This window comes from Citrobacter sp. RHBSTW-00887, from assembly GCF_013728095.1.
GTDB classification, from domain to species: domain Bacteria; phylum Pseudomonadota; class Gammaproteobacteria; order Enterobacterales; family Enterobacteriaceae; genus Citrobacter; species Citrobacter braakii.
Genome location: NZ_CP056267.1, coordinates 4,091,407 through 4,114,914, shown reverse-complemented (window position 1 = coordinate 4,114,914; position 23,508 = coordinate 4,091,407). Strand labels below are relative to the sequence as shown.

At 47.3% G+C, this 23,508-nt stretch carries 18 protein-coding genes and 4 pseudogenes; 13 read left to right on the top strand and 9 right to left on the bottom strand.

Translation table 11 applies throughout. The features are described from left to right. Positions 1-170: 170 nt before the first annotated feature. Both ltrA and HV314_RS27435 read left to right on the top strand, forming a co-directional pair. On the top strand, positions 171-1,679 hold the full coding sequence (gene ltrA, locus HV314_RS19665; RefSeq protein ID WP_001189123.1) for a group II intron reverse transcriptase/maturase: 1,509 nt from the start codon (positions 171-173) through the stop codon (positions 1,677-1,679). 80 nt (positions 1,680-1,759) lie between these two features. Continuing rightward, positions 1,760-1,947, top strand: a pseudogene (locus tag HV314_RS27435) (DDE-type integrase/transposase/recombinase); the annotation flags it as partial. Positions 1,948-2,112: 165 nt separating this feature from the next. On the opposite strand, the gene HV314_RS19655 reads toward HV314_RS27435, so the two are convergent. The 6 genes from HV314_RS19655 to HV314_RS27660 all read right to left on the bottom strand — a co-directional run bounded on the left by HV314_RS19655 (position 2,113) and on the right by HV314_RS27660 (position 9,033). Beyond that, the gene (locus HV314_RS19655; RefSeq protein ID WP_003029591.1) at positions 2,113-3,117 is read right to left on the bottom strand and encodes a LacI family DNA-binding transcriptional regulator; all 1,005 of its coding nucleotides are present in this window, start codon (positions 3,115-3,117) and stop codon (positions 2,113-2,115) included. A 29-nt stretch (positions 3,118-3,146) separates the two neighbouring features. Further along, on the bottom strand, positions 3,147-4,547 hold the full coding sequence (locus tag HV314_RS19650) for a sucrose-6-phosphate hydrolase (RefSeq protein WP_003029589.1): 1,401 nt from the start codon (positions 4,545-4,547) through the stop codon (positions 3,147-3,149). Beyond that, a complete protein-coding gene (locus tag HV314_RS19645; RefSeq protein WP_000345204.1) occupies positions 4,547-5,917 on the bottom strand; it encodes a sucrose-specific PTS transporter subunit IIBC in 1,371 nt (456 codons plus the stop codon). The genes HV314_RS19650 and HV314_RS19645 overlap by 1 nt, the downstream gene beginning before the upstream one ends. A gap of 137 nt (positions 5,918-6,054) precedes the next feature. Beyond that, a complete protein-coding gene (locus HV314_RS19640; RefSeq protein ID WP_003029587.1) occupies positions 6,055-7,572 on the bottom strand; it encodes a carbohydrate porin in 1,518 nt (505 codons plus the stop codon). A gap of 165 nt (positions 7,573-7,737) precedes the next feature. Next, positions 7,738-8,661: an aminoimidazole riboside kinase gene (locus HV314_RS19635; RefSeq protein WP_003029584.1), complete on the bottom strand. Its 924-nt coding sequence runs from the start codon at positions 8,659-8,661 to the stop codon at positions 7,738-7,740. A 228-nt stretch (positions 8,662-8,889) separates the two neighbouring features. Next, a complete protein-coding gene (locus tag HV314_RS27660; RefSeq protein ID WP_223870241.1) occupies positions 8,890-9,033 on the bottom strand; it encodes a helix-turn-helix domain-containing protein in 144 nt (47 codons plus the stop codon). Between the two features lie 536 nt (positions 9,034-9,569). Between HV314_RS27660 and HV314_RS19625 the strand changes: the two genes are divergently transcribed. Together HV314_RS19625 and HV314_RS19620 are read left to right on the top strand one after the other, a co-directional pair. Continuing rightward, a complete protein-coding gene (locus tag HV314_RS19625) occupies positions 9,570-9,878 on the top strand; it encodes a maltose acetyltransferase domain-containing protein (RefSeq protein ID WP_003029582.1) in 309 nt (102 codons plus the stop codon). A 28-nt stretch (positions 9,879-9,906) separates the two neighbouring features. Next, a complete protein-coding gene (locus tag HV314_RS19620) occupies positions 9,907-10,563 on the top strand; it encodes an ATP-binding protein (RefSeq protein ID WP_003029581.1) in 657 nt (218 codons plus the stop codon). Positions 10,564-10,618: 55 nt separating this feature from the next. Here HV314_RS19620 and HV314_RS19615 read toward each other — a convergent pair whose 3' ends face one another. The 3 genes and pseudogenes from HV314_RS19615 to HV314_RS19605 all read right to left on the bottom strand — a co-directional run bounded on the left by HV314_RS19615 (position 10,619) and on the right by HV314_RS19605 (position 14,740). Continuing rightward, positions 10,619-11,239, bottom strand: coding sequence for an inovirus Gp2 family protein (locus HV314_RS19615; RefSeq protein ID WP_008321072.1), 621 nt, complete (start codon positions 11,237-11,239; stop codon positions 10,619-10,621). A 461-nt stretch (positions 11,240-11,700) separates the two neighbouring features. Further along, the gene (locus HV314_RS19610) at positions 11,701-12,465 is read right to left on the bottom strand and encodes a hypothetical protein (protein WP_008321066.1); all 765 of its coding nucleotides are present in this window, start codon (positions 12,463-12,465) and stop codon (positions 11,701-11,703) included. An 880-nt stretch (positions 12,466-13,345) separates the two neighbouring features. Continuing rightward, positions 13,346-14,740: pseudogene (locus HV314_RS19605) on the bottom strand (tyrosine-type recombinase/integrase). A gap of 320 nt (positions 14,741-15,060) precedes the next feature. Here HV314_RS19605 and HV314_RS19600 point away from each other — a divergent pair. The 9 genes and pseudogenes from HV314_RS19600 to HV314_RS19560 form a co-directional block, all read left to right on the top strand. Continuing rightward, a pseudogene (locus HV314_RS19600) lies at positions 15,061-15,843 on the top strand (tyrosine-type recombinase/integrase); the annotation flags it as partial. Between the two features lie 84 nt (positions 15,844-15,927). Continuing rightward, the gene (gene tnpA / locus HV314_RS19595) at positions 15,928-16,311 is read left to right on the top strand and encodes an IS66-like element accessory protein TnpA (protein WP_001201739.1); all 384 of its coding nucleotides are present in this window, start codon (positions 15,928-15,930) and stop codon (positions 16,309-16,311) included. Continuing rightward, positions 16,308-16,655: an IS66 family insertion sequence element accessory protein TnpB gene (gene tnpB, locus HV314_RS19590; protein WP_000609174.1), complete on the top strand. Its 348-nt coding sequence runs from the start codon at positions 16,308-16,310 to the stop codon at positions 16,653-16,655. The genes tnpA and tnpB overlap by 4 nt, the downstream gene beginning before the upstream one ends. A 49-nt stretch (positions 16,656-16,704) precedes the next feature. Beyond that, positions 16,705-18,240, top strand: coding sequence for an IS66 family transposase (gene tnpC / locus HV314_RS19585; RefSeq protein WP_001000409.1), 1,536 nt, complete (start codon positions 16,705-16,707; stop codon positions 18,238-18,240). A gap of 42 nt (positions 18,241-18,282) precedes the next feature. Further along, positions 18,283-18,720 (top strand): annotated as a pseudogene (locus HV314_RS19580) (tyrosine-type recombinase/integrase); the annotation flags it as partial. A gap of 277 nt (positions 18,721-18,997) precedes the next feature. Next, positions 18,998-19,699, top strand: coding sequence for a hypothetical protein (locus tag HV314_RS19575; RefSeq protein WP_181546508.1), 702 nt, complete (start codon positions 18,998-19,000; stop codon positions 19,697-19,699). A 468-nt stretch (positions 19,700-20,167) separates the two neighbouring features. Then, on the top strand, positions 20,168-22,753 hold the full coding sequence (locus HV314_RS19570; protein WP_239008178.1) for an SMEK domain-containing protein: 2,586 nt from the start codon (positions 20,168-20,170) through the stop codon (positions 22,751-22,753). Beyond that, the gene (locus HV314_RS19565) at positions 22,743-23,114 is read left to right on the top strand and encodes a hypothetical protein (RefSeq protein WP_181546504.1); all 372 of its coding nucleotides are present in this window, start codon (positions 22,743-22,745) and stop codon (positions 23,112-23,114) included. Before HV314_RS19570 ends, HV314_RS19565 begins: the two co-directional genes overlap by 11 nt. Next, positions 23,104-23,505 (top strand): hypothetical protein, encoded by a 402-nt coding sequence (locus tag HV314_RS19560; RefSeq protein WP_181546502.1) that lies wholly within the window; start codon positions 23,104-23,106, stop codon positions 23,503-23,505. Before HV314_RS19565 ends, HV314_RS19560 begins: the two co-directional genes overlap by 11 nt. Positions 23,506-23,508: the final 3 nt, after the last annotated feature.

The following is a 23,508-nucleotide window of genomic DNA, read 5'->3' as shown; positions in this document are numbered from 1 at the left end:
CAGCGACGGATGTTAAGGGGGCATGGCTCCGATGACGCGCTGGCTGGCGGAGCTTCCGTAGTAGTCCGCGATGGGGAAAGCCCATTACATGGCGAAGGGAAGCAGTTTGAATGTGTTTGCGACGTGAATTAACTGACCTAACGAGGTGAAGACCTTTGATAATCAGCGAAATGCAACGCAAGCTTGCCACATGGGCAGTCACCGATCCGTCCCTACGGATTCAACGGCTGCTGCGTCTGATAACACAACCAGAATGGCTGGCTGAAGCGGCGCGGATCACGCTTTCATCAAAGGGGGCCCATACCCCCGGCGTTGATGGCGTGAACAAAACAATGCTACAGGCCAGACTGGCTGTTGAGCTGCAAATCCTCAGGGATGAATTACTCTCAGGCCACTACCAGCCCTTGCCCGCCAGACGGGTTTACATCCCTAAAAGCAACGGCAAACTGCGACCACTGGGTATCCCCGCGTTGCGGGATCGTATTGTTCAGCGGGCCATGCTGATGGCGATGGAGCCGATATGGGAGAGTGATTTTCATACGCTCTCATATGGCTTCCGGCCTGAGCGCAGTGTCCACCACGCGATCCGCACGGTGAAATTACAGCTCACAGACTGTGGTGAAACCCGGGGACGCTGGGTGATTGAAGGCGACCTGTCCAGTTACTTCGACACCGTACATCATCGACTGCTGATGAAGGCTGTACGCCGCAGGATCAGTGACGCACGTTTCATGACTCTGCTGTGGAAAACCATCAAGGCGGGACATATCGATGTCGGTCTCTTTCGGGCGGCCAGTGAAGGTGTGCCACAGGGCGGTGTTATATCGCCGCTATTATCGAACATCATGCTGAATGAGTTCGATCAATACCTGCATGAGCGCTACCTGAGCGGGAAAGCCAGAAAAGATCGGTGGTACTGGAATAACAGTATCCAACGGGGCCGAAGTACGGCGGTCAGAGAAAACTGGCAGTGGAAACCCGCGGTGGCGTACTGCCGCTATGCCGATGATTTTGTCCTCATCGTCAAAGGCACCAAAGCACAGGCGGAAGCCATCAGGGAGGAGTGTCGGGGTGTGCTCGAAGGCAGTCTGAAACTCAGGCTGAACATGGATAAGACTAAAATCACCCATGTTAATGACGGCTTTATCTTTCTGGGGCACAGGATCATTCGCAAACGCAGTCGTTATGGCGAGATGCGAGTGGTCTCAACGATCCCGCAGGAGAAAGCCAGAAACTTCGCCGCATCGCTGACAGCACTGTTATCAGGCAACTACAGTGAAAGCAAAGTCGATATGGCTGAACAACTCAACCGAAAACTGAAAGGCTGGGCCATGTTCTATCAGTTCGTTGATTTTAAGGCCAAAGTCTTCAGTTATATCGACCGTGTCGTGTTCTGGAAGCTGGCTCACTGGCTGGCCCGCAAATACCGTACAGGTATCGCTTCCCTGATGAGGTGGTGGTGTAAATCACCGAAACCGGGTCAGAGCAAAACGTGGGTTTTATTTGGTAAAACCAATCACGGCAAGCTCAGCGGCGAAATACTGTACCGGTTGGTGGGGCAAGGCAAGAAGCTGTTCCGCTGGCGGCTACCCGAAGGTAATCCCTATCTGAGGACGGAGACCAGAAACACGTATACATCGCGCTTTACAGAAGTGGCAATGGCGTTCGCCAGCATTTAAATGGAGAGCCGGATGCGCTGAAAGGTGCACGTCCGGTTCGGGGAGGAGAGGCAGGGAAATAGTCCGACTACGCCCTGCCTCTTACTCTACTCTGGACAGGCAAGCGTTGGGCTTACCTTGCTGTTGTTCTCGATCTGTTCGCAAGGAAACCTGAGGGTTGGGCAATGTCATTCTCACCGGACAGCAAGCTGACATCAAAGCGCTGGAAATTGCGTGGGAAGCTTGCGGTAAACCCGCCGGAGTGATGTTCCACAGTGACAGTAATAATGCCGGTGTCAGTCTTTACCACCACTCAGTTTGCCGTTTAACCCGATTGGTGTGATTACTGATGCAGTGAAGACCTTTCCGCATCACATCACTACAAATATTGATTTTTGATTGTTGGATTCGCACCAGATTTCACCTCTGTAGGGTATTCAAAAATGCTCAGTTATTACTGATGCCTAAACTGCAGCGTTGCGGGCAGGTAGCGTTGTAGCGTTTCGGGCGTATCGCCCTCGATCAATTGGCTTATCAGATCATAGCAGTGCCAGGCCAACTGGCGGTTATCCTGCTGTACGGTATCGATACGCAGCGACAGCGAATCATAAAGATAGTGATCGTCAAAGCTCGTCAGATGGATATCTGAGTCGAGTAAATGGTGCTGGCTCATATAGCGCAGTACCCCTTCGAGCAGTCCACAGGCGGCAGTGAACAGCGCCTTAGGCGGCCGCCCAAGTCGCGCGCAGAGTGCGGCGAACATCTCATAGCCTGAGCTCGGGTGGTAGTTACCGTTAATCACCCATTCCGGGCGCAGTGCAATACCCGCCTGAGCCAAACCCTGCGTGAAGCCGGTCAGACGATCGCGTGAAGGCGACAGACGCGACTGACCGCCTAAAAACCAGAACTCATCGCTATGCTTAGGTGCAATGCGGGAAATCAGTTCCGCCGTTGGGGTAATCGAATCAGTCATCACCAGCGGCAGCAGGCTTTCATTAGGACAACGGTCAAACAGCACTACTGGCAGTTGTTGGCTGAGCTTAAGATAGTCGGCATCGTTGTGCATACATGAAGCGACGATCAGACCGTCAACCTGGCGGGAAATCATGTTATTGACCACCACGCTCTCCTGACCGGGGTTTTCATCAGTACAAGAGATCAATAGCTGGACGCCTGCTTCGCGGCACAGCATTTCCAGCTCATGTGAAAAGACCGCAAAGCCGTGGTTGGTGATCTCCGGCACCACCAGTCCGATGGTGTGGCTGCGGTTGTCGCGCAGCGAGCGGGCGTGAATGCTTGGCTGATAGTGCTGCTCACGGGCAATCGCCAGTACTCGCTCACGCGTTTCCTGCGCCACACGCAGCTCCTTACCACGACCGTTCAGTACTAGGCTGGCGGTCGCTTTTGAGACGCCAGCCTGTTCGGCGATATCTTTAATGGTTACGCGTTTAGTTTTCATTACGACGCCATGAGCTTGAGGCAAAACGCTTATTCTACCATGCAAGTTCGCAGCGGCCAGTAGCAGAATGCGTCCGGTGTGATGCCAGAGAACATTAGCTGCCCTGAACAGGCCGGGAAGTAGCGGCAGCTCATCACTCCTTCGCCGCCGTTGATGAAAATCTCCACGCTAGACTGGTCGATGAAAATATGCAGCGAGCGGACGTCTCCGCGCCAGTAACGATAATGCTTCTCGTCGCTGGCCAGACTGGGTCGGGCCAGGCGGATCCCGCTGGCATCGCGTTCAAGGATTAATGCGCCGTCAAAATCGAGGCTCAAAATATCGTCCCCAGTGGTTTGTAGAACGATTTCCATCGGTGCCAGCGGCAGGGAGTTCCCTGCCCAGCCGTGCGCTTCGCCGCGCAGGGCGCTCAGCTCTCGTAGAGGACGTTGGTATAGCTGACCATCGATAAACTCCAGCTCACGCAGGCAGGTCATCTGATGGATCCAGCCGTTGGTGAGGGTCGGTTGAAGCATCTCTTCGCCCTCCGGCACGCCCATCCAGCCGACCAGCAGACGGCGGCCATCACTGGTAAGCATGGTTTGCGGGGCGTAGAACTCAAACCCTGCGTCCAATTCGTGCAGTTCGCCATGCTCGAAGGCCGCGCGGTGGTAGTCGAAATCGCCGCTCATCCACACTGCCGGGTAGGTGTTGAGATAGCGCTCTTTCTCACGAGGCACGCCCTGCGGGCAGCAAATCAGGACATGCTGGTCGCCGAGGGCAAACAGGTCCGGGCATTCCCACATATAGCCCGCGTCGTCCAGGCCATTGATGCCATAACCGGCGATTTCGCCCTGACTCGTCCACTCATGAAGGTCCGCTGAGCTGAATAACAACACCTTGCCACGCTTTTGCAAATCCTGTGCGCCCAGCACCATGTACCAGCGACCTTCGTGCTGCCAGACTTTCGGGTCACGCACGTGGCCGGTATAGCCCTCCGGCAGCGGTAATACCGGGCCGAGTTTGGTAAACGTGCCGTCGGCATTTTCCGTCGCCAGGCACTGCCACGCGGTTCGGCTGCCGTCGTCAAATTTTACGTTGCCGGTATAGCACAGGGTGAGCGTGCCCTGACTATCCACGGCGCTTCCGGAGTAGCAGCCGTTGCGGTCATACTCTTCATCCGGCATGAGCGCGATCGGCTCATGTTGCCAGTGCAGCAGGTCGGCAGAGCTCCAGTGCCCCCAGCACTTGAACTTATGATCGCAGGCGAGCGGGTTCCACTGATAAAACAGGTGATAACGTCCGGCAAATTCAATAAAGCCGTTGGGATCGTTCATCAGCCCGGTCACCGGCGCATGGTGCCAGCGGGGATAGTGGCTGTCGGCCAGCGCGCGCGGCTGGCCCTGCATAACAGCCTGCAAAATCGCAGGCAGGCGTGATGGATGTGACATTATTCAGCGTCCGTTTTGTATTTCAGTACCAGGGAGACGACAAAGGCGACGCCAAAGGCGATAACCATCCCGATAATGTAGTTCAGCAGCGAGCTGGCCTGCACGATAGCCATGCCAGGGATAGCCGTCAGGCCCACCGCGGTCATGTAAACATGCATGGATACCACCCACGCGCCGCCCACCGCGCCGCCAATCAGGGCTGCGATAAACGGTTTTACAAAGCGTAAGTTAATACCAAAAATCGCCGCTTCGGTGATGCCGAGCATGGCAGAAAACGCCGAGGGCAGGGTAATGGCTTTGATTTTGGCATCTTTCGTTTTGAACCACACCGCCAGACAAGCACCGCCCTGAGCGACGTTGGCCATCGCCCAAATCGGCAGCAGGAAGTTGACGCCGATGGATGGGTTGCCCAGCAGTCCCGCTTCGATGGCGTGGAAGCTGTGGTGAATACCGGTAATGACGATAACCGAATAGAGACCGCCAAACAGCAGTCCGGCCAGCCAACCGGCGTGGGTAATCAGGGTGCTAAGGACAAACGAAATACCGTCGCCAAGCGCGCGACCAGCCGGGCCGATAATCAGCAGGGCGATAAAACCGGAAATGATCACCGTCAGGAACGGCGTCAGGATCAGATCCAGTGCATCGGGGATCACGCGACGCAGCTGTTTCTCAACGATGCTCATAAACCACACCGCCAGCAGCACCGGGAACACCGTGCCCTGATAGCCGATCATGGCAATCTCAAGGCCGAAGAAGTTCATGGTGTGGAAACCGGCGGCCACACCCCAGGCGTTGGTGAGCGCCGGGTGAGTCAGGATGCCGCCAAGCGTCGCGCCAAGATAAGGATTACCACCGAACTCGCGGGCGGCGGTGAAGCCAATCAGGATCGGCAGAATAATAAACGCCGCTGAGCTGCACATATCCAGCATGATGTAGATGGCGTTACCCGGGTCGACCCAGCCGTACGTTTTAACCATCCCCAGAAGGCCCATCAACAGGCCGGAGGCGACGATAGCCGGGATGATCGGCACAAAGATGTTCGACAACAGGCGGGCAATGCGCTGGAAAGGATTCAGTTTTTTCGCCGCAATGTCGGCAGCTTCCGATTTGCTGGATTCGCCAATCCCTGCCGCCTGGATAAAGGCGGCGTAGACTTTGTTCACCACCCCGGTGCCGAAGATAATCTGCATCTGTCCGGCGTTACGGAAACAGCCCTTCACCCCATCAATTTTGCCGATGGCCTGCTGATCGGCCAGTGAGTCATCGACCAGCACCAGGCGCAGGCGTGTGGCACAGTGCGCGGCGCTGGCGATATTTTCCTTGCCTCCCAGAAGCGGAAGTAGCGAGCGGGAAATCTGTTCAAAATCCATAGTACCCTCTGAATGCGTATTGATTTTCGAGTTGTCGTCCCGTGGTAGCCGGAGCGCATTCTCTTCGTTGTTATTGTGTCCGGGGCGACGAAACGTATTTTGTCGCCCCGGCGGTTACTGTCGCCAGGTGTTAACCATCAAAACCAGGTTTCCATCTGCATCCCGAACGACCATTCGCCGCCCGATTTAAAACCACTGCTGCCCAGCGCGTCATCGCTGGCGTAATTATTGAGTTTTTTGCTCCAGTCCATCCACGAGGTGTAAAGACGGATTTCAGGACGGCTGAAGAAATCGCCGATGTCGCCAACCTTAAAGGTCGGGGCGAAGGTGAGCTTGTAGAAGCTGCCGTTTACCGCATGGCGATCGTTATAACCTTCAGGTTTGAGATCCATATACTGGTAACTGCCTTCATAAGCGAGGGCGAAGTTTTGATTGATCTCCTGGATCAGACGCATGTTGAGGGTTGCCCACTGGTAGCTGTCGCCATCGACATAACGGTCTTTACTGGTTTGTGCCAGTATCGCCGGGGCGATAAACCAGTTCTTGCTCAGTGGCGTGGTGCCGTAGCTGGCGAAGCGCCAGGTGTTAGCCCCCGAGCGTAACGCGCCGTCAGAGCCGACACCTTTAACTTCGGCACCCAGTCCGTGACCGTAGAGCAGGGCGGTTTTGCTGGCACCTTCACGCAGGCCGTAAAAACTGTCGTTGTGCAACCCGAGCAGCGCATGTACACCGGTATTTGCCGCATCGCCTTTGACCGGATTACCGTTGGTATCCTGGCGTTCGTCGTTGTCTTTTGCCCGCATCCCGCTGACCATCATCTGCACCGGCCCGATGAAATTGTTCATGCTGACGATGTAGTTCTGCACACTGTTGCTGGTATCAGCAATATCGCCGAAGTTACGCCCGTAAAGAGAGAAGTTGCTGCGAACGCTGTCGTTCCACCTGACATCGTAAATACCGCCGCCGGTACCGGCGAGGAACACGACATCCGAGTCGATCCAGTGAATGTCAAAGTTATCCCGGTCAAAGCGTTTCCCGGCCCACAGGGTGGAGCCTTTAAACGGCCCGTCGAAGGTGGGCAAGTTGCCCAGTTCAACAAAGGCCTGACGCACGTTCAAATCACTGGTGCTCGCCGTCCAGTCGTTATAAGTGGTTTGACCGTCGGCGACCATGACTTTGAAGCGGGTCGTTGCCCCGTTATCCAGGGTCTGCTTATGTTCAAGATTCATTTCAACATAGGTATCGGCCTGGTTTCCCAGGCGGCCAATAGCCCCACCGGTTTCCCCTGCTGGCGTCATGTAGGCTCCGGATTTGGTGCTGGCGCCGGAGTCATTCATTATCACGCCGGAGCGGGCGTAGCCGTGGAACTCAAACCCGCTTTTCTCATCGGCTTTTTTCTCCAGTTTGGCGGTACGCTGAGCCACTTCCTGAGTGCTGTCCTGGGTTTTTTGTTGCTGTGTCGTGAGCTGCTGTACTTTCTTCTCTGCCGACTCTGCGCGGGTTTCTGCCGTTTGCGCTCTGTTTTCGGCATCCTGTAAGCGTTTTTCCAGCGCAATTAAACGGGCTTCGATACTGCTGAGATCCGTTTGTGCATGGGCTGAGGCGGCGCCGGTTAGCAAAGCGATAAGAACCGCGAGTGTGCTTTTTCTGAACATATTGATTGCATCCCAAAAGGAAAATAAAAAATTGTGTGTTTTTACTAAACCGGTTTAGTTGCAATGTTAAGCACGACATTTAACATTTTGAAATTGATTTTGCTAAACCGGTTTAATAAGTGTGATGGATGCAACAAAGTGGACCGCGTACGACGGTATTTAGGATCAAATCTGGCGGTGTAGATCGCGCTGGTATGGCAGGGCAGTCATCGCGCCTTTCGCCAGGGTTGCCAGGGCACCGCAGGTTTGCGCCAGAGCGAGCGTTGGCTCCAGGGCATTGATATCCGCCGGCATCCCGTTGGCAGCAAGGCTGGCAAGCAGTCCGGCGACAAACGCATCGCCCGCACCGGTGGTATCCACGCTGACAACCGGTTTAGCGCTGAAATGGATAAACTGCTGCTGGAATGCGGCGATGACGCCCGCTTTACCCTGAGTCACCAGCAGTAATTCAGGCTGATAACGCTCAGTGATGCTGGCGATCCCCTGCGCGATATCATTACTCCCGCTGATGAGTATCAGCTCTTCTTCGGACAGTTTCACCACGTTCGCCAGACGCAGGGCGCGGTCGAGACAGGCGTGCAACAGGTTCTGATCTTGCCAGAGATCCAGGCGGATATTAGGGTCAAAGCTCACCCGGCCACCGGCACGTTTGATGTTCTCCATAGCCGCGAAGGTAGCACTGCGGCTGGGCTCGGCGCTGAGCGCGATGGAGCAGATGTGCAACCACTGTCCGGCGGCAAACTGTGGCAGGTCTTCTTCAGCCAGGAACAGGTCAGCGCTGGGGCGTACCATAAAGGTAAAGGTGCGTTCACCTTGGTCATCAAGGTCGACCACCACAGTGGACGTGCGGTGATGATCGTCAAGATACATATGGCTGACGTCGACCTGCTCCTGTTGCAGGGTATGACGCATGTAGCGGCCAAACGGGTCACCGCCGACGCGGCCGATAAATCCGCTGTTGCCGCCAAGGCGGGCAACCCCTACCGCCACGTTAGCCGGCGCGCCTCCAGGGCACTGTAGCAAGCGCCCTTCACTCTCCGGTAGCAGGTCCACCACTGCGTCGCCCAGAACCCAAACTTTTGCTTTCATGCTAAAACCCTCCAAGGCTAAACTTAATTAAACCGGTTTAGCATATTAAATCACAGTGAATGAGTGGGGGAAAGTTCCAGCCGGAAAAGCACTGCTCAGGGCATAAAAACGTGAGCCGCCTTACGAAATAGAATTGATTCGACAGCTGTGAAGACTTACGTCCTGGACACAAATGGATCCTGGATAAATTACCATGCAACTTGATGAAATTATCATGTTTTATCTTATTTACAGATAAATCAAAGGGCTTTTAACACCACACTTCTTGGCATAATGGTTAAGTGTAGTAATGCTCGCTCTGGATGGGTTTGCTTCTATGCTGCGCAGGTATTTGTAAGAAATACCCATTCTACTGGCGAGTTGTTGTCGCATCAGGCCAGCGAAACTGCGCAATTTCATCAGCGTTTCTGGAGGGTTTCCTTTAAAACTTCATCGACAAAACCGCTTTTTACCGTAGATACAGTAAGTGCCTCTTCTCTGCCATTATCCCAGCATCCAAGGTTACCGGGTTCTGATGTAGTCTGCCGATATGCAAGAAATGCAACGGCATCATGCTGGTTATGATGCTGTTTAATCTTCATTGTCACATGGACTATTCAGGGAGCGACAAGCGCTCCCACATGAAAACAGAACCACTCGTTTCATTTACGTGCTTCCTCAAAAGTAATCTCATACCCAATACTTCTGATTTAGTAGGGTTCTGATCATATCATGCAGCTCGATTGCGCTCAATTTGACGGTTTTCATCTTTACACAATGCTCGGTTATGATACTTTGTGATAGGCATGACAAGATCTGGCCGTAATTTTTTAGAAGTGAGTTTGCCCGCCACTTCACGGGACAGCATACATCCGGATAAAACCGGTAACAGGAAAGGCTCCACGCTGCATACGGAGGAAACAGAATTAATGAATGATAAATTGCCGCCCTGCGCTGATACCAGGGTGGAACGTGTCCGTCTTAAAGATGGGGATTACTTTTTCCCTGCTGAACCCGCCATAAAAGCGGATTCTTTGCGGACAAAATCGCTCCTTCATCGTTTTAACCACACCGATCCTGCTCATATTGATTCCCGCCTGCTACTGATGAAAGAGTTGCTGCCTGAATGTGGGGAAGGGGTATCTGTCACCACGTCTTTCCACTGCAGCAGGGGGTATAACATTCGTAAGCGTCGTCTCAGCACCGTCTGGCAGATCCTGAAATTCCTGAGAGGATAGTGGACACCAAATATGGTGGACACTATCCATGAAATCATTAACCACAGTGCGTAAAAAAAGCCCTAATTATCCCGTTGAGTTCAAAATCAAAATGGTTGAACTCTCGCATCGACCAGATATCCGAGTCTTTGCGTTTGCCAGCGAGGATAAGGAGTACCAACCGTTACTCGATGATATTCTGGATGGTCCAATGGTTGGGCGTTTTGATACTGAGGAAGCCGGAAAGGCTTTGATCGATGGTGGATTGATTGAGCGTTTGATGTCAACTATCATGCCCTTTATCACTTCAGAGGCCCCTCTACCCGATACGCATCTACGTCGGGAAACAACCTGGTATTATCCACTGGAAGCTATTCGCGAAACTGTTGTAAATGCACTGGCTCATCGTGACTGGACACGCTTTGTTGAGATAGAGATTGGCTTGTATAGCAATCGATTTGAAGTTATTAGCCCAGGGGCGCTGAATAATTCGATGTCGATTGAAAAGATGGTTACAGGTCAGCGATCACCACGCAATACGATTATTATGGAAGTCTTACGTGATTATGGTTACGTTGATTTCAGGGGGATGGGAGTCAGGACAAAGATTATTCCACTAACACAGGCCATGAGTGGCCAACTCCCTGAGTTTACTGCAACAGATGATTACTTGAAAACAATACTTTATCGCTCACCATCTTCTTGATATATAAGGTCTGGCCTTTCCATCCATAAGAAAGGCCATTGCTGTAAAAAATAAATTACCCGCGACTGCAGCCGAAGCTACGGTCGCCATCTCCATATGCTTTTGTATCGAGTTTAGCTAGGTAGTCGAGACGATTCAGTAATTTATTGTATTCTCCTTCAAAGTTAAAATCATTGACGTCTAAAATATAACGACAATTTTCAGGGTAGTGAACCAATCCCGGATAATCATCCAGTTCCAATCCCAGTGCGCTATACCATGCTCTTACAATCATCATCCTTAAATTTCTTTCAGCCTCATAATCACCTAAATGGTAATAAGCATCTTTATTAAAAAAAAGACCAAGGTGAAAGTGACATTTTCCTTCTTCGGAAAACTCCCGTGCCCAAACATGACGAACACGGTTTGGATATATTCTTTTGCCGTTAGCTGCTCTGGTTCTCTCATTGGCCTCCAACATGGCATTTAATGCATTACGGAAACGGGATATGGCACCAGGCTCTAGATTAGGAAAACAGCAAACAGTGTCACCTCTGTCTAAAATGGGTGGATAATGAACATCAACACGTAACGCCATTGTTCTGGGGAATTCACTGATAGCATCATTGACGACTCGTTCAATATGTTTTTTATAGGCGAGCACATGCTCACCATGGGAACCATGATATAATTCCATGTTTCGATCCTGTCGTTAGCCCTACGGCTTTGGATAGCCGTATATAGTAATATGATCAGACATAGCTGAATGTCTGTGGTTAGTTATATTAATTAACTATTAATAGTAATGACTGTTATATAATACCTTTCCAACAATAAAACTTGTTATCAACCCATTACCCATGCAGTAAAATAATTAAAAAGCAACTCTGCAATTATAATCACCCAAAGATGCCGTTATCCCAGTGTCTTTTTACCGTGGAAATACTTATTCCTAAGATCTTTGCCACCTTGGATTGAGAGTAATGCTTAGCCTTCTCACTCTGAATTAAATGGGAATATTTACTTCCTTCAGGCCTTCCTAGAATTTTCTTTGATTTTGCTTTGTTAGTAGGCATCTTTTACCCTCATCAAGCTATTAGGTACTAACTCCATACTGTCGAGATGTATGCAACTAAGTGGTTATGCTTAACATTGGTATCAGAAAGTATGGCTTACTTCACCGTTAAAGGGGTTAATAATGATGGCATCTCCTCCTTTCATCGCCTTTTGAGGTGTATCGCCTTCGGCAATCACAGGGACCATTACCGCTAGATCATTTGTGTAATAAATTGGTATCCAGCAATAGCATGATTGTTTAGGGGGAGTTTTATTTCTTTTCAATACTGCTTCAACTCCAAATGTAATAAGTTCAAAGATTGGCATAATCACAATGCTGCTCAAATCAAAAAAACAACCATCGTAGACTGTTTCCTTTATCAGTATGATATTAGATAACCCTCCTGCAATGAGATGTTTGTGGTTCACGCGCCGATCTGTGTAAATAAAAATTGCTTTTTTTACATTGAAACTTTTTATAATGTATGAGAGCTTTTCATGAATTAATTTTTTTTCGCTCTTACCCATCTTATCATGAGGTATTTTGTGCGCATAAAAATCTTGATCGACAACCTCGTTCCGGTGTCGAATGTGAGTGTTCCAGACGGAATGAAAAAACTCTTCGTAAGTTAATTTTGGCTCCCCCCGTGCTATTGACGGGACCTTCTCTTCAAAAATACAGCCTAATGTTGACTCCAAAGTTTGAGCTATATGATATTGCGATGTTATTTTATTCAATGCTGGGACTGTGGCGTTTAATAAAAATGATATCACCTCTGACCTGGAGTATCCTTTTGCATTGCTATAGTCGTCAATTGCATCAATAGTAGAACTATTGTTTACGCTGAAAGTGATGCGTTTTTTCATATGTGACCTTGAATTTTGTTAATGTGAGATGTGATAAATAGTATTAATCTCCCCCCATTGTTAATGGAAGGTTTGTATTAACTAACCCGGCTATTCTTTAGAATAGCCGGGGGAGGCCTCTATTAGTTACTATATACTGAGAAGGTTAATAGGTATCTATCAATGTCTTTACGTGACCAATAGTGTCGGTTTTTAATTTTCTTCGGTCGCGGTAAACCATTAGGCAGTTTGTCTTTGCAAAGCCAAGCTCGAATAGTTTGTACTTCATAGCCAATAATATTAGCTAACTCGCGGGTAGAAATTAGTTGTGACTGAGAGGGTTTTTGATGTTTGATATCGCTCATTTCATCACCCCAACATTTGATATGTGGGCAAATAAGACGATCATTGTTTTTAACAGAGATGAAAGAATGAAATGAAAAGGGGTGAATATGGGGTCTCTATCGGGATCGGGGTCGCTACTACTACCATCCGATGAAGATGATGATGAGTTTTTTGATGACGTTGTTGAACTTCGGCGTGAGCGGGAAGTATTCCCCTTTGGTGGAAAAAGGCATGTTATAGTATTGACTACATTCCTAATAGCAACTAAAAGTTTTGAAACACGGTGCCAAAGAGGTAGTATTCGGTCAGTACTACTATTATTAAAACGCTGAATTGTTGTTTCCCAAAAATTAGAACTTTTGTTTTTAGTCGGATGTAAACCCCATCTCGCTCTGATTTCCGCACTTCGGTCTTCTCTTGATACAGTTATTGGGTTAGTCACTGTAGTTAATCTCCTGCTTAGTGAGTGAATGTAGTTAGCAGTAATAAAAGATAACTGAAAAAAAATTTCTGTCAACACATGTGATTTTATGTAAGTTGTTGATATTTGATAAAATCAACGCTTATCAACGTTGTTTTTTATTTTTGCTTCTTCTAAGATCCATAATTCAACTTTTTCATGCCATTTTCTTAGCAAATCTAATGGACGGCGGCGATAGTGCTTTTCAGCAAGAGCGCTAGGCTTATGGCCCATAATCTGCGCAACAATACCTGTTGGTACTTCGACCCATTCAGCGAGGGTCCCAAAACTACGGCGCAATCCGTGCAAGCTGATATGTGGTAACTCCGCGCGAGTTAATGCTCTATTATGTGCTGAACGCGGTTCAATAATTTTGCCACTTTTGCTGTTACTTCTGAAAACCCAATTCTCCTCGTTTGTACCACGATTGGGGATCTCCATCAGTGAGCGTAACAAGTCAGAAACATAGGGAGTGAGGGGGATAATTCGCTCGCCTTCGATCTTGTCTTTAATTCTCATGCTTGACCATTTGAAATCTATGTCAGACCAGCGAAGTGAGGAAATTTCTTCACGCCGTGCACCGGTGAGCAAAAGCACTTGGAGATAGGCTGATGCAATGGGATTATTGAGGCTACGCACGGCACTGAACCAGCTTTTGAGCTGTTCTTTTTGTAAGCAATCTCCCGCTTTGCTCGCTGATATTGGAACCATTTTTCTCACGTTATGATCTTGTGCAAGATCGCCATCGATTATTCCCTGATATTTTTTCTGGTAATTAGCCCATTTGATGAATGCACGCAACAGACGGTAGGCATGAGCAGTGACGGTAGGCCGATTTTGTCTCTCTGTACTTAGCCATTCGGCAATGTTCTCTGGTGTTAGTTCTGATAATGGTCGGTCGAGCAGGCTAGCCAGTGGCCCAGGTGAGGTTGGGCCCCGGCCTCTTTTTTTACTTTCGCCTCCACGACTGGACAAGTTAACGTGATCGGCAATGTAGCGTGCAGAGTAGGGGCGTTTAGTTTTTGCGCTGATTCCGGTTCTCAATTCATCAAGATAATCTTCCCAAGCGCTTGAAAAGGTTGCCTTCGTTTTACGAGATTCAGCCTGCTGTGATTCCGCTTCAGCAATTTTTTCCGCCTTAGCTATACGCGGATCTATCCCAGTATCGATTAATGTTTGCAGTCGCCTGGCTTCGGCCCTCGCATCATCAATCCTCCAATCGTTAATGTTGCCAATGGTCATGCGAAGGGTTTTTCCCGCATACAGGCTTTGGAATACAAAGGCTTTTGCTCCACGAGTTGCTCGACATGCCAAGCTTGTTACGTCCGTATCCCAAAGGAAAACTTGGTTTTTCCCTTCAGGTAAAGTAAATCTTCGAATTCGTTCGAAGGTTAGTTTTTGTCTTGAAAGCGCCATTTTTAGGGTTCCTGTTGGGGATTACGGTTTACAGTAATGTAACGGCTGGTGTAAGTAAATTGAAAGGATAAACATCAACACTCATCAATTTACATCAACAGGTTTTTTGTTTTAATATTATGATTTAAAATGATAAATTTGTGATTTCTGATGGTTGTTCAAGCAGTTAAAATATAAAAACTTCGCATTCGTAATGCGAAGGTCGTAGGTTCGACTCCTATTATCGGCACCATTTCAAACTCCTCCCAGGTCTACCGAACTCAATTAAAAGCCCGTATACTGAGGTTCCTAGCCCGTATCTTATCTCCTGTTATCAACTGTACTCAACCAGAATCAAGTCACAGTTGGGGGCATAAGTGGGGGCATTCTGTGTTCGGTCCAGGGAGATGCCCCCAATGAAGCTAAATGCGCGACAGGTAGATGCAGCTAAACCCAGAGAGAAAGCCTATAAGCTGGCAGATGGTGCTGGTTTGTATCTTGAAGTCGTTCCCTCTGGTTCTCGATACTGGCGGATGAAATATCGCTTCAATGGAAAAGAGAAGCGTATGGCTTTCGGTGTTTATCCAGCAGTGTCTCTTGCACAAGCGAGGGCACTACGTGATGAAGTCAAGAAAAAACTGGCCGAAGGTATCGATCCATCGTTTGCCAAGAAAGAAGAAAAGCTGGTTCGGGATGTGCAGCTCAATAATACGTTTCAGGCAGTGGCGCTTGAATGGCACGGAACGAAGGTGAGCCGCTGGTCAGAAGGTTATGCCTCGGACATTATCGAAGCCTTCAATAAAGATATTTTCCCCTATATTGGCCAACAGCCGGTGAATGAAATCAAACCGCTGGTTCTGCTTAATGTGCTGCGTCGTATGGAAAGCCGTGGCGCGACAGAGAAGGCCAAGAAGGTTCGCCAGCGCTGCAGCGAAGTCTTTCGTTACGCCATAGTTACCGGTCGTGCGGAATACAATCCTGCAGCGGATCTTACTAGCGCGATGTCAGGGCATGAATCGAAGCATTACCCCTTCCTGACTGTTGAAGAGTTACCAGACTTCTTTAAAGCCCTATCCAGCTATACAGGAAGCCCGTTAGTTGTTCTTGCCGCACGCTTGCTAATCCTTACGGGAGTTCGTACCGGCGAGCTTCGGGGGGCTTTCTGGAGTGAGTTTGATCTTGAGAAAGCGGTGTGGGAAAGTAAGCGTCGTCTGAGTACCGTCTGGTCCCGAATCCAGGATCCTGTAACTTAAGCACCCACTTATTTTGCAGGTGGACACCTCATGCGCGCTAAAGAAAGACTTCCCCGGAAACACTATTCCCCTGAATTCAAAATGGAACTGGTCAGGCTGGCTCTTGAAGAAGAAGGCAGTATTGCCGCACTGGCCCGGAAACATGACGTCAATGATAACCTGCTCTTTAAATGGATAAGGCTCTGGCAGCGTGAAGGGCGGGTCTGTCGGCCCCGAAAAAACTCATCGTCGCTTCCTGCCCTGATACCCGTGCAGCTTCAGGCGGGCTCTTCTCTCCCAACCTTCGAACTACCATCCTGCTCTCCTCCCGCTACCTGCCACATAAAATGTCGGGGAGGAGAAATAACACTGACTCATCCCTCTGCTGAACTCATGAGCACTGTCCTGCGCGAACTGATGCGGGGGCCGGTATGATAAATCTTCCCGCAGGCACAAAAATCTGGCTGGTTGCCGGTATCACCGATATGCGCAACGGCTTCAATGGCCTCGCCGCAAAGGTGCAGACCGCGCTGAAAGATGACCCGATGTCCGGCCACGTCTTCATCTTCCGGGGACGCAGCGGCAGTCAGGTAAAACTGCTCTGGTCCACCGGCGATGGTCTGTGCCTGCTGACAAAGCGACTGGAACGTGGTCGCTTCGCCTGGCCCTCAGCCCGCGATGGCAAAGTGTTCCTGACGCCGGCGCAACTGGCGATGCTGATGGAAGGTATCGACTGGCGACAGCCAAAGCGGTTACTGACATCCCTGACCATGTTGTAGCGCTCTTTATCCTGGTTGTCGCAGAATAAGCCTGGTAAAATACAGGCTTATGAACGATACCTCTTCTGACGACATCCTTCTGCTGAAACAGCGCCTGGCCGAACAGGAAGCGTTGATCCACGCCCTGCAGGAAAAGCTGAGCAACCGGGAACGCGAAATAGACCATCTGCAGGCGCAACTGGATAAGCTGCGCCGGATGAACTTCGGCAGTCGTTCCGAAAAGGTATCCCGCCGTATCGCGCAAATGGAAGCTGACCTGAACCTGCTGCAGCAGGAAAGCGATACGCTGACCGGCCGGGTGGATGACCCGGCAGTGCAGCGCCCGCTGCGTCAGACCCGCACCCGCAAACCGTTCCCTGAGTCACTCCCACGGGATGAGAAGCGGCTGCTGCCGACTGAGCCGTGTTGCCCGGAGTGCGGTGGTTCGCTGAGTTACCTGGGTGAGGATGCCGCCGAACAGCTGGAGCTGATGCGCAGCGCCTTCCGGGTTATCCGGACAGTCCGTGAAAAGCATGCCTGCCGTCGGTGCGATCGCATCGTTCAGGCCCCGGCTCCTTCGCGCCCCATCGAACGGGGGATCGCCGGACCGGGGCTGCTGGCCCGAGTGCTGACCTCAAAGTATGCAGAGCACACACCGCTGTATCGCCAGTCGGAGATCTATGCCCGCCAGGGTGTAGTGTTGAGTCGTTCTGTACTGTCGGGCTGGGTGGATGCGTGTTGTCGTCTGCTGGCACCGCTGGATGAAGCCCTTCAGCACTATGTCCTGACCGACGGCAAACTCCATGCTGACGATACGCCTGTCCCGGTGCTGTTGCCGGGCAATAAGAAGACGAAGACCGGGCGCTTATGGACGTACGTTCGAGACGACCGCAACGCCGGATCAGCGCTGGCCCCCGCAGTGTGGTTCGCTTACAGCCCGGACAGAAAAGGTATCCACCCTCAGACCCATCTTGCAGGCTTCAGTGGCGTACTGCAGGCTGATGCCTACGCCGGGTTCAACGAGCTCTACCGCGACGGCCATATAAAGGAAGCCGCGTGCTGGGCCCATGCCCGCCGAAAAATCCACGATGTTCACGTCCGTACCCCGTCAGTCCTGACGGAGGAGGCGCTGAAACGGATCGGCGAGCTGTATGCCATCGAGTCGGAGATCAGAGGTAAAAGAGCAGAGGAACGGCAGGCAGTCCGGCACCAAAAAGTGCTGCCGCTGCTGGCGTCACTGGAGGGGTGGCTGCGGGAGAAACAGAAAACCCTCTCAAGGCACTCAGAACTGGCGAAGGCGTTCGGGTATGCGCTGAACCAGTGGCCGGCGCTGATCCGCTATGCAGAAGATGGCTGGGTGGAGGTGGATAATAACATTGCCGAAAACGCCCTACGACGGGTCAGTCTGGGGAGAAAAAACTGGCTGTTCTTCGGCTCGGATCATGGTGGTGAGCGCGGTGCGTCACTGTACAGTCTTATCGGGACGTGCAAATTAAACGGCGTGGATCCGGAACGCTATCTGCATTATGTACTTGATGTCATCGCCGACTGGCCTGTGAACCGGGTGGGTGCTCTGCTCCCGTGGCGGGTTACTCTGCCTGCCTGACCAGCTTCACTTCGTCAATACGGTTCTCACTGCACGCTTACGTGGGAAATACCTGCAGAGCGAATGAAGATGAAACGGCCTCACCTTGTCCCCCTCTCTACCCAAGCGCTGGAAATTGTACAGCAGCTCAAAGTGATGTCTGGACAATATCCTCTGGTATTCCCAGGGCGGAATGATCCCCGCAAAACGATGAGCGAAGCGAGTATTAATCAGGTGTTTAAGCGGATTGGATATACGGGGAAGGTTACTGGACATGGTTTTAGGCACACGATGAGAACAATTTTGCATGAGGAAGGGTTTAATACGGCATGGATTGAAACCCAGCTTGCGCATGTTGATAAGAATGCGATTCGTGGGACGTACAACCATGCGTTGTATCTGGAAGGGCGGAGGGAGATGATGCAGTGGTATGGAGATTATGTGGATGGGTTTGAACATAGTACGACTTCTATTCTGACAAAAATAGTGTCAGGCGTCTAAGGGGATATAGGCCGGTTTTATCCCGGCCTTCATGTAAATAGATTCTAACTTTTAACCTCTTTCTTCTAAACAATTTAACAAAAAGATGTTGTGTTTTAATAATTTGTAAATGTAAATAGAATCGTCAGCAAGCACCAAGTGTAGGCTTTGGGTTAATAATTTAAGACAATCATTACATATCACTAAATTAAAATTTAAACCAGTTATGAGGTGTTCTTTTACTCATGATAAATTATACTAACCGTACTATCAACAATTTAAGTCCAAGAGGGTTTCGATGAGTTTCGAAGATTTTTTTAAGGCCTGGGATAAGTTATCATCAATTAAACCAGATTTTATTTTATTTATAGGGTTTGTTTTTTTTGTATTTAAATTTAAGGATGTAATAGATTGTTATCATAAAATTAAACGCCATCATTCTGAGCAGTTAAAAGAAGCTAAATTATTATTAGAGTTATCAGGGAATTCAAGCTCTCATGACATGGATATTATCAACAACCGACTTCGTGGGGCTGCATTATCTTTAGCAACAAACGGTGTAAAAGATAGATATAGAGCGCTATGTTACTATTTAATGCATCTGTCGGCTAAAGAGGAGTTACATATCGATGATTCGATATTCAAATGTATCCGTTTTATTGATGTCGGTGAAAATAAACTAATATTTAATAAGAAAGCTTATGAGTCCTGGCTGCGTATGTGCATATGTATATTCGTTGTAGGTGGTTTTCTTTTGTTATTTCTAGGAAGTAATGGATGGGGTTATACCGCTGGTCAGTTTAATATCGCATGGTTAATGAACGTCATAACGACATTGTTTATGGTTTTATCAGGGTACGTGTTTTTATTCTTAAAACCGGATTCTAGTGATATAAAAGTAGTTAATGTATTACTATCAAAATCATCTGCTTCTCAATTCAATGAATTTAAGAAAGATCAATTGATTTCAATAACATGCTCTCAAGAACTCAACGAGTAAAACATGATGATATCAAAATTGAATAGAAGGCTATGATAAGGCTTAATATATGATTTCATGTGTATGATAAGAAATGATATTTAACATAAAGATTAACTTAATATAAATTAACATTCTGATTATCCATGTTAATAAAACTCCATCGCATTTAACCATTGAAACTACTAGATAATAAAATAATAGGGTGAATAATCAGAAGTTTGATCTAAATCAATTAAATAATAATGATTTATGCCAAATGTAAATTTTTCTGCCTAGGGCAGCAGTACAACGATTGCGATGTTGCAAGATCACCAACACCTCTTTAGCATGTCAGTGAGAATTTTGGCGTGTTCTTAAATGAACATATATAAACAACGAAACTAAGAACTTGAATGAATTGACATAAATATGATACGGCAAGAACTTTTACAAAGAACCATCTCTCTACTGGGGCGTTTTGCTCACGAGGTGAAGGTCTCAAATGCAATGGGTTTATTTGACATAAACACCCTCGCGGAAGATTTTCTAATTCCTGTATTCTCAGTGGCTTATGATTGTCCTGATTTGTGCAATCAAAACCGTATTCAAATGAATTTTCCAGCAGTAGACTTAGGTTGTAAAACAAGCAGAACATCAATTCAAATAACATCAGACCCCTCGAGTAGTAAGGTGTGTGAAACACTGAAAAAATTTGATTCTCACAACCTCCATAACGATTTCGACAGACTCTACGTGTATGTCATTTCTGAGAAGCAAAATTCGTACACTTCTAAAAGCTTGGCATTACTAGTAAGTAAACTCTCAATTGATTTTGATACATCTTACAACATTCTCGATTTTCGAGACTTGGCGAAGAAATTTGAAGAACTCACTATCGAGAAAATTAAAAATATCAATGACTATCTTGAAGAGGGATTCCGAACAGCAGATTCAAAATTAAAATTTCACGCCAATTTGGTTGAATTTATGGAGGTTAGCCAGAAAAAAATAGAAGATGAAAAATTAACAAAAAAATATATACCTTCGATCTTTGTAGAAACGTCGGAAACAAAGGAAGAAATGCGGTATTTCGCAAATCCAATGTTTTTTTACAGAAAAATTGATGATGATCTTCGAAATATTAACTTAACTAAATTAAATGAATTGTTGATAATGGCAAAAATAATGCCCATTACCGATGATTTATATAAAATATCAAACCTAAAAAAGCCCACAGATCTATATGATATTAGGACGCGTTTTTTAGAGCAATACGATTTAATTAATGAGATTCATAAATTTGTATCCCCATTTTCATGGTATGGTGAACAGGCTGAAAGGTATGAATCAAGTGAGGATTCAAGTGATTATTGGGAGGTGTTTAGATTAGGAATCCAGTCTGGCGGAAGTGGTATATATCGCGCGCTTGAAAATATCTTGAAAAAAATTATTATTGCTCAGGCAAAGATTTTTTTGATCACCGGCATGGCAGGGCAAGGAAAAACAAACTTCATTTGTGATTTAGTTGAGCATCAGTTTAGAGCATTTGAAATTCCCACAATATTCATTCCTGCACGCTCATTGAATGACTATGCTGGACCAAATCGTATTTTGTCATACATAACAAATAATAGATTCGCTCCAAGCATTTCACACATACACGATCTATTTAATTTGCTTAATAGTGTTGCTGAAGAGTGTAAAAAACCATTTATAATAGCTATAGATGGAATAAATGAAATTGGGGATTTGAACGGATTTGTTGCTGAGTTAAGAGTATTTTTGGAAGCGTTAGTTCAGTATGATTTTGTAAAAATATTAATAACTTGTAGAAATGAATTTTTTGATCACAAATTTTCTGATGTTTTTGAACCGCAATTTTCCACGTATCTTTATCGAGTAAAAAATCTTCGAAAGGAAATGTCAGAAAATAATAAGTCGAGATTACTAAAATCTTATATTGAACATTTTAAAATTAAATCTAAACTTTCCGGTCATGCAAAAGATTTTTTGAAAAACGATCTTATCTTACTGCGAATTTTCTGCGAGATTAACCAAGGGAAAAATATTGGTTATGTGTCTGATATCTATAAAGGGGATATGTTTGAGCAGTATTTGATTATGAAGCTTAAAGAATTCCCAAATGTTTCGCAGCAAAAAGCTTTAAGGTCAATATATAAAATTTGCTCTCAAATGCTGAATAGTAAAAACTTTTCCCAGGTATCGATAGAACGCTTTGATGAATCGGAAAAACAAATTGTTGAAAAATTAATAGGGGAAGACATTATTCTACGCAGAGAAGTCCCTTCCATCGGACTCTCATCCATAGGGATTGAAAATATCTCGTTTACATATGATGAATTGCGGGATTTTTTATTGGCTTACTATGTTGTTTCTGAGTTGGCAGTATCACATGCAGAAAAAGTAAATGAAATAATGGGGGAAGTATCAGGTTGGCCTATCTATGAAGGTTTTTTCCGTTATGTCTATTTATTGGCAAGAAAGCAAAAAAATGAATGTATTCAATCTGCTTGTGAAAAATTTGATGATTTCAAAACTCATTATTTAAATAACCTTCATCTTCTATCGGCAGATATTCAGACGCATCAGGATGTAGCGCGGTTGGAAGCTGTGTTAATGGGCGAGTCTACAGATAGAGAACTTCGGCAGGTTTTCTGGTTTCTTTTCAAAAAAAGAGATGAATCTGAGTGTTTGAATGTAAGTATATTACTTCACTGCCTTAATAAGCTAAATGAATCAGAGTCAGGGGTTTTCATTAAATCAATATTCTCGGGTTCTTTTGGTTATAGTAGTGAAAGTTGGCGAAGTAGCGTTAGCAGTTTTCTCTCTGGTTTTCTAAATCTAAGTGAAGAAAAAAAACTGCAATTGGGAGCTCCATCTCTGTCACTTGTATTGTTTTTCTTACCATATGCACTTTGGTCTGAAAGTGAGGCGGTAACTAATTTTTTCGTGAGGTTTAAAAATGAAAAAGAGATTATTGCTGCTATGAATACGTGTACAAATGCAGTATCAGTTAAAGTACAGAACTGTTTGAAAGAAATATTTAAAGGAGAGTTAGGCTATGAAGGATGAGGTAAAATTAGTCCTTCCTACTTCGTGGAAGCCCGATCTAAAAGATTTCCTTTCAGCATTGGGAGTGACTAATGGCGGGCTTGGCGAACAGTTATTCGGCCCCGTCTATGATGCTTTATTCCTATCATCTATTGAAATCAAAGACGAGTTCCATCGGTACTATTCTGTAGAATATGCACATTTAGCTGAATATGTGGAAATTCGTTACGGTGAAGTTTTGAGCGAACGTGATATAGACGCTGACCGAATATTCATTGTGACTTGGCTTCCGCAGGTCATTGACAAGGCATATGAAGATAACAAGTTAGATGCTGTAATTGAATGTATTACAAAATTAGGAGGAGAACAAAGTGAAGCTTAAACTTGACTTCGTTTCGAATAGCTCATCAACGTCATTTGTATACATTTCGGACGATGAATTGACTGAAGAAGTTTTTCTTCGCGCTGCAGGTGTAGATAGAGATGGTCCTGTGGGGGATTTATTTAGTCAGATGTTTTACGAAATAAGTACGTCGCTCCAACAATATGGGGAGCAGATTACGACTAAAATTGCAGCTGATAAATTTTCAGGATCGCACGAATTCACCCCAGAAGTTATTGAAAAAATGAAGGTTGCAATTGATCAGGGAAAGCGCGTCATCACTTCAACGTTAAGCAGTGATGGCTCTTTAGCGGAATCAGTACTATGCATGGCTATGTTTGAGATCGATTCAGACCATTTCTATATCAATGCTTACAATAATTATTGGTAGCCA

Bases quoted from the DNA above. Each gene is read 5' to 3' on its own strand.
- ltrA (WP_001189123.1), top strand. From the start codon at position 171: ATGCAACGCAAGCTTGCCACATGGGCAGTCACCGATCCGTCCCTACGG.
- HV314_RS19655 (WP_003029591.1), bottom strand. From the start codon at position 3,117: ATGAAAACTAAACGCGTAACCATTAAAGATATCGCCGAACAGGCTGGC.
- HV314_RS27660 (WP_223870241.1), bottom strand. From the start codon at position 9,033: ATGCGACAACAACTCGCCAGTAGAATGGGTATTTCTTACAAATACCTG.
- HV314_RS19570 (WP_239008178.1), top strand. From the start codon at position 20,168: ATGGGTTTATTTGACATAAACACCCTCGCGGAAGATTTTCTAATTCCT.
- tnpB (WP_000609174.1), top strand. From the start codon at position 16,308: ATGATAAATCTTCCCGCAGGCACAAAAATCTGGCTGGTTGCCGGTATC.
- HV314_RS19635 (WP_003029584.1), bottom strand. From the start codon at position 8,661: ATGAAAGCAAAAGTTTGGGTTCTGGGCGACGCAGTGGTGGACCTGCTA.
- HV314_RS19575 (WP_181546508.1), top strand. From the start codon at position 18,998: ATGAGTTTCGAAGATTTTTTTAAGGCCTGGGATAAGTTATCATCAATT.
- HV314_RS19610 (WP_008321066.1), bottom strand. From the start codon at position 12,465: ATGAAAAAACGCATCACTTTCAGCGTAAACAATAGTTCTACTATTGAT.
- HV314_RS19650 (WP_003029589.1), bottom strand. From the start codon at position 4,547: ATGTCACATCCATCACGCCTGCCTGCGATTTTGCAGGCTGTTATGCAG.
- HV314_RS19620 (WP_003029581.1), top strand. From the start codon at position 9,907: ATGAAATCATTAACCACAGTGCGTAAAAAAAGCCCTAATTATCCCGTT.
- HV314_RS19615 (WP_008321072.1), bottom strand. From the start codon at position 11,239: ATGGAATTATATCATGGTTCCCATGGTGAGCATGTGCTCGCCTATAAA.
- HV314_RS19625 (WP_003029582.1), top strand. From the start codon at position 9,570: ATGAATGATAAATTGCCGCCCTGCGCTGATACCAGGGTGGAACGTGTC.
- tnpA (WP_001201739.1), top strand. From the start codon at position 15,928: ATGCGCGCTAAAGAAAGACTTCCCCGGAAACACTATTCCCCTGAATTC.
- tnpC (WP_001000409.1), top strand. From the start codon at position 16,705: ATGAACGATACCTCTTCTGACGACATCCTTCTGCTGAAACAGCGCCTG.
- HV314_RS19645 (WP_000345204.1), bottom strand. From the start codon at position 5,917: ATGGATTTTGAACAGATTTCCCGCTCGCTACTTCCGCTTCTGGGAGGC.
- HV314_RS19565 (WP_181546504.1), top strand. From the start codon at position 22,743: ATGAAGGATGAGGTAAAATTAGTCCTTCCTACTTCGTGGAAGCCCGAT.
- HV314_RS19640 (WP_003029587.1), bottom strand. From the start codon at position 7,572: ATGTTCAGAAAAAGCACACTCGCGGTTCTTATCGCTTTGCTAACCGGC.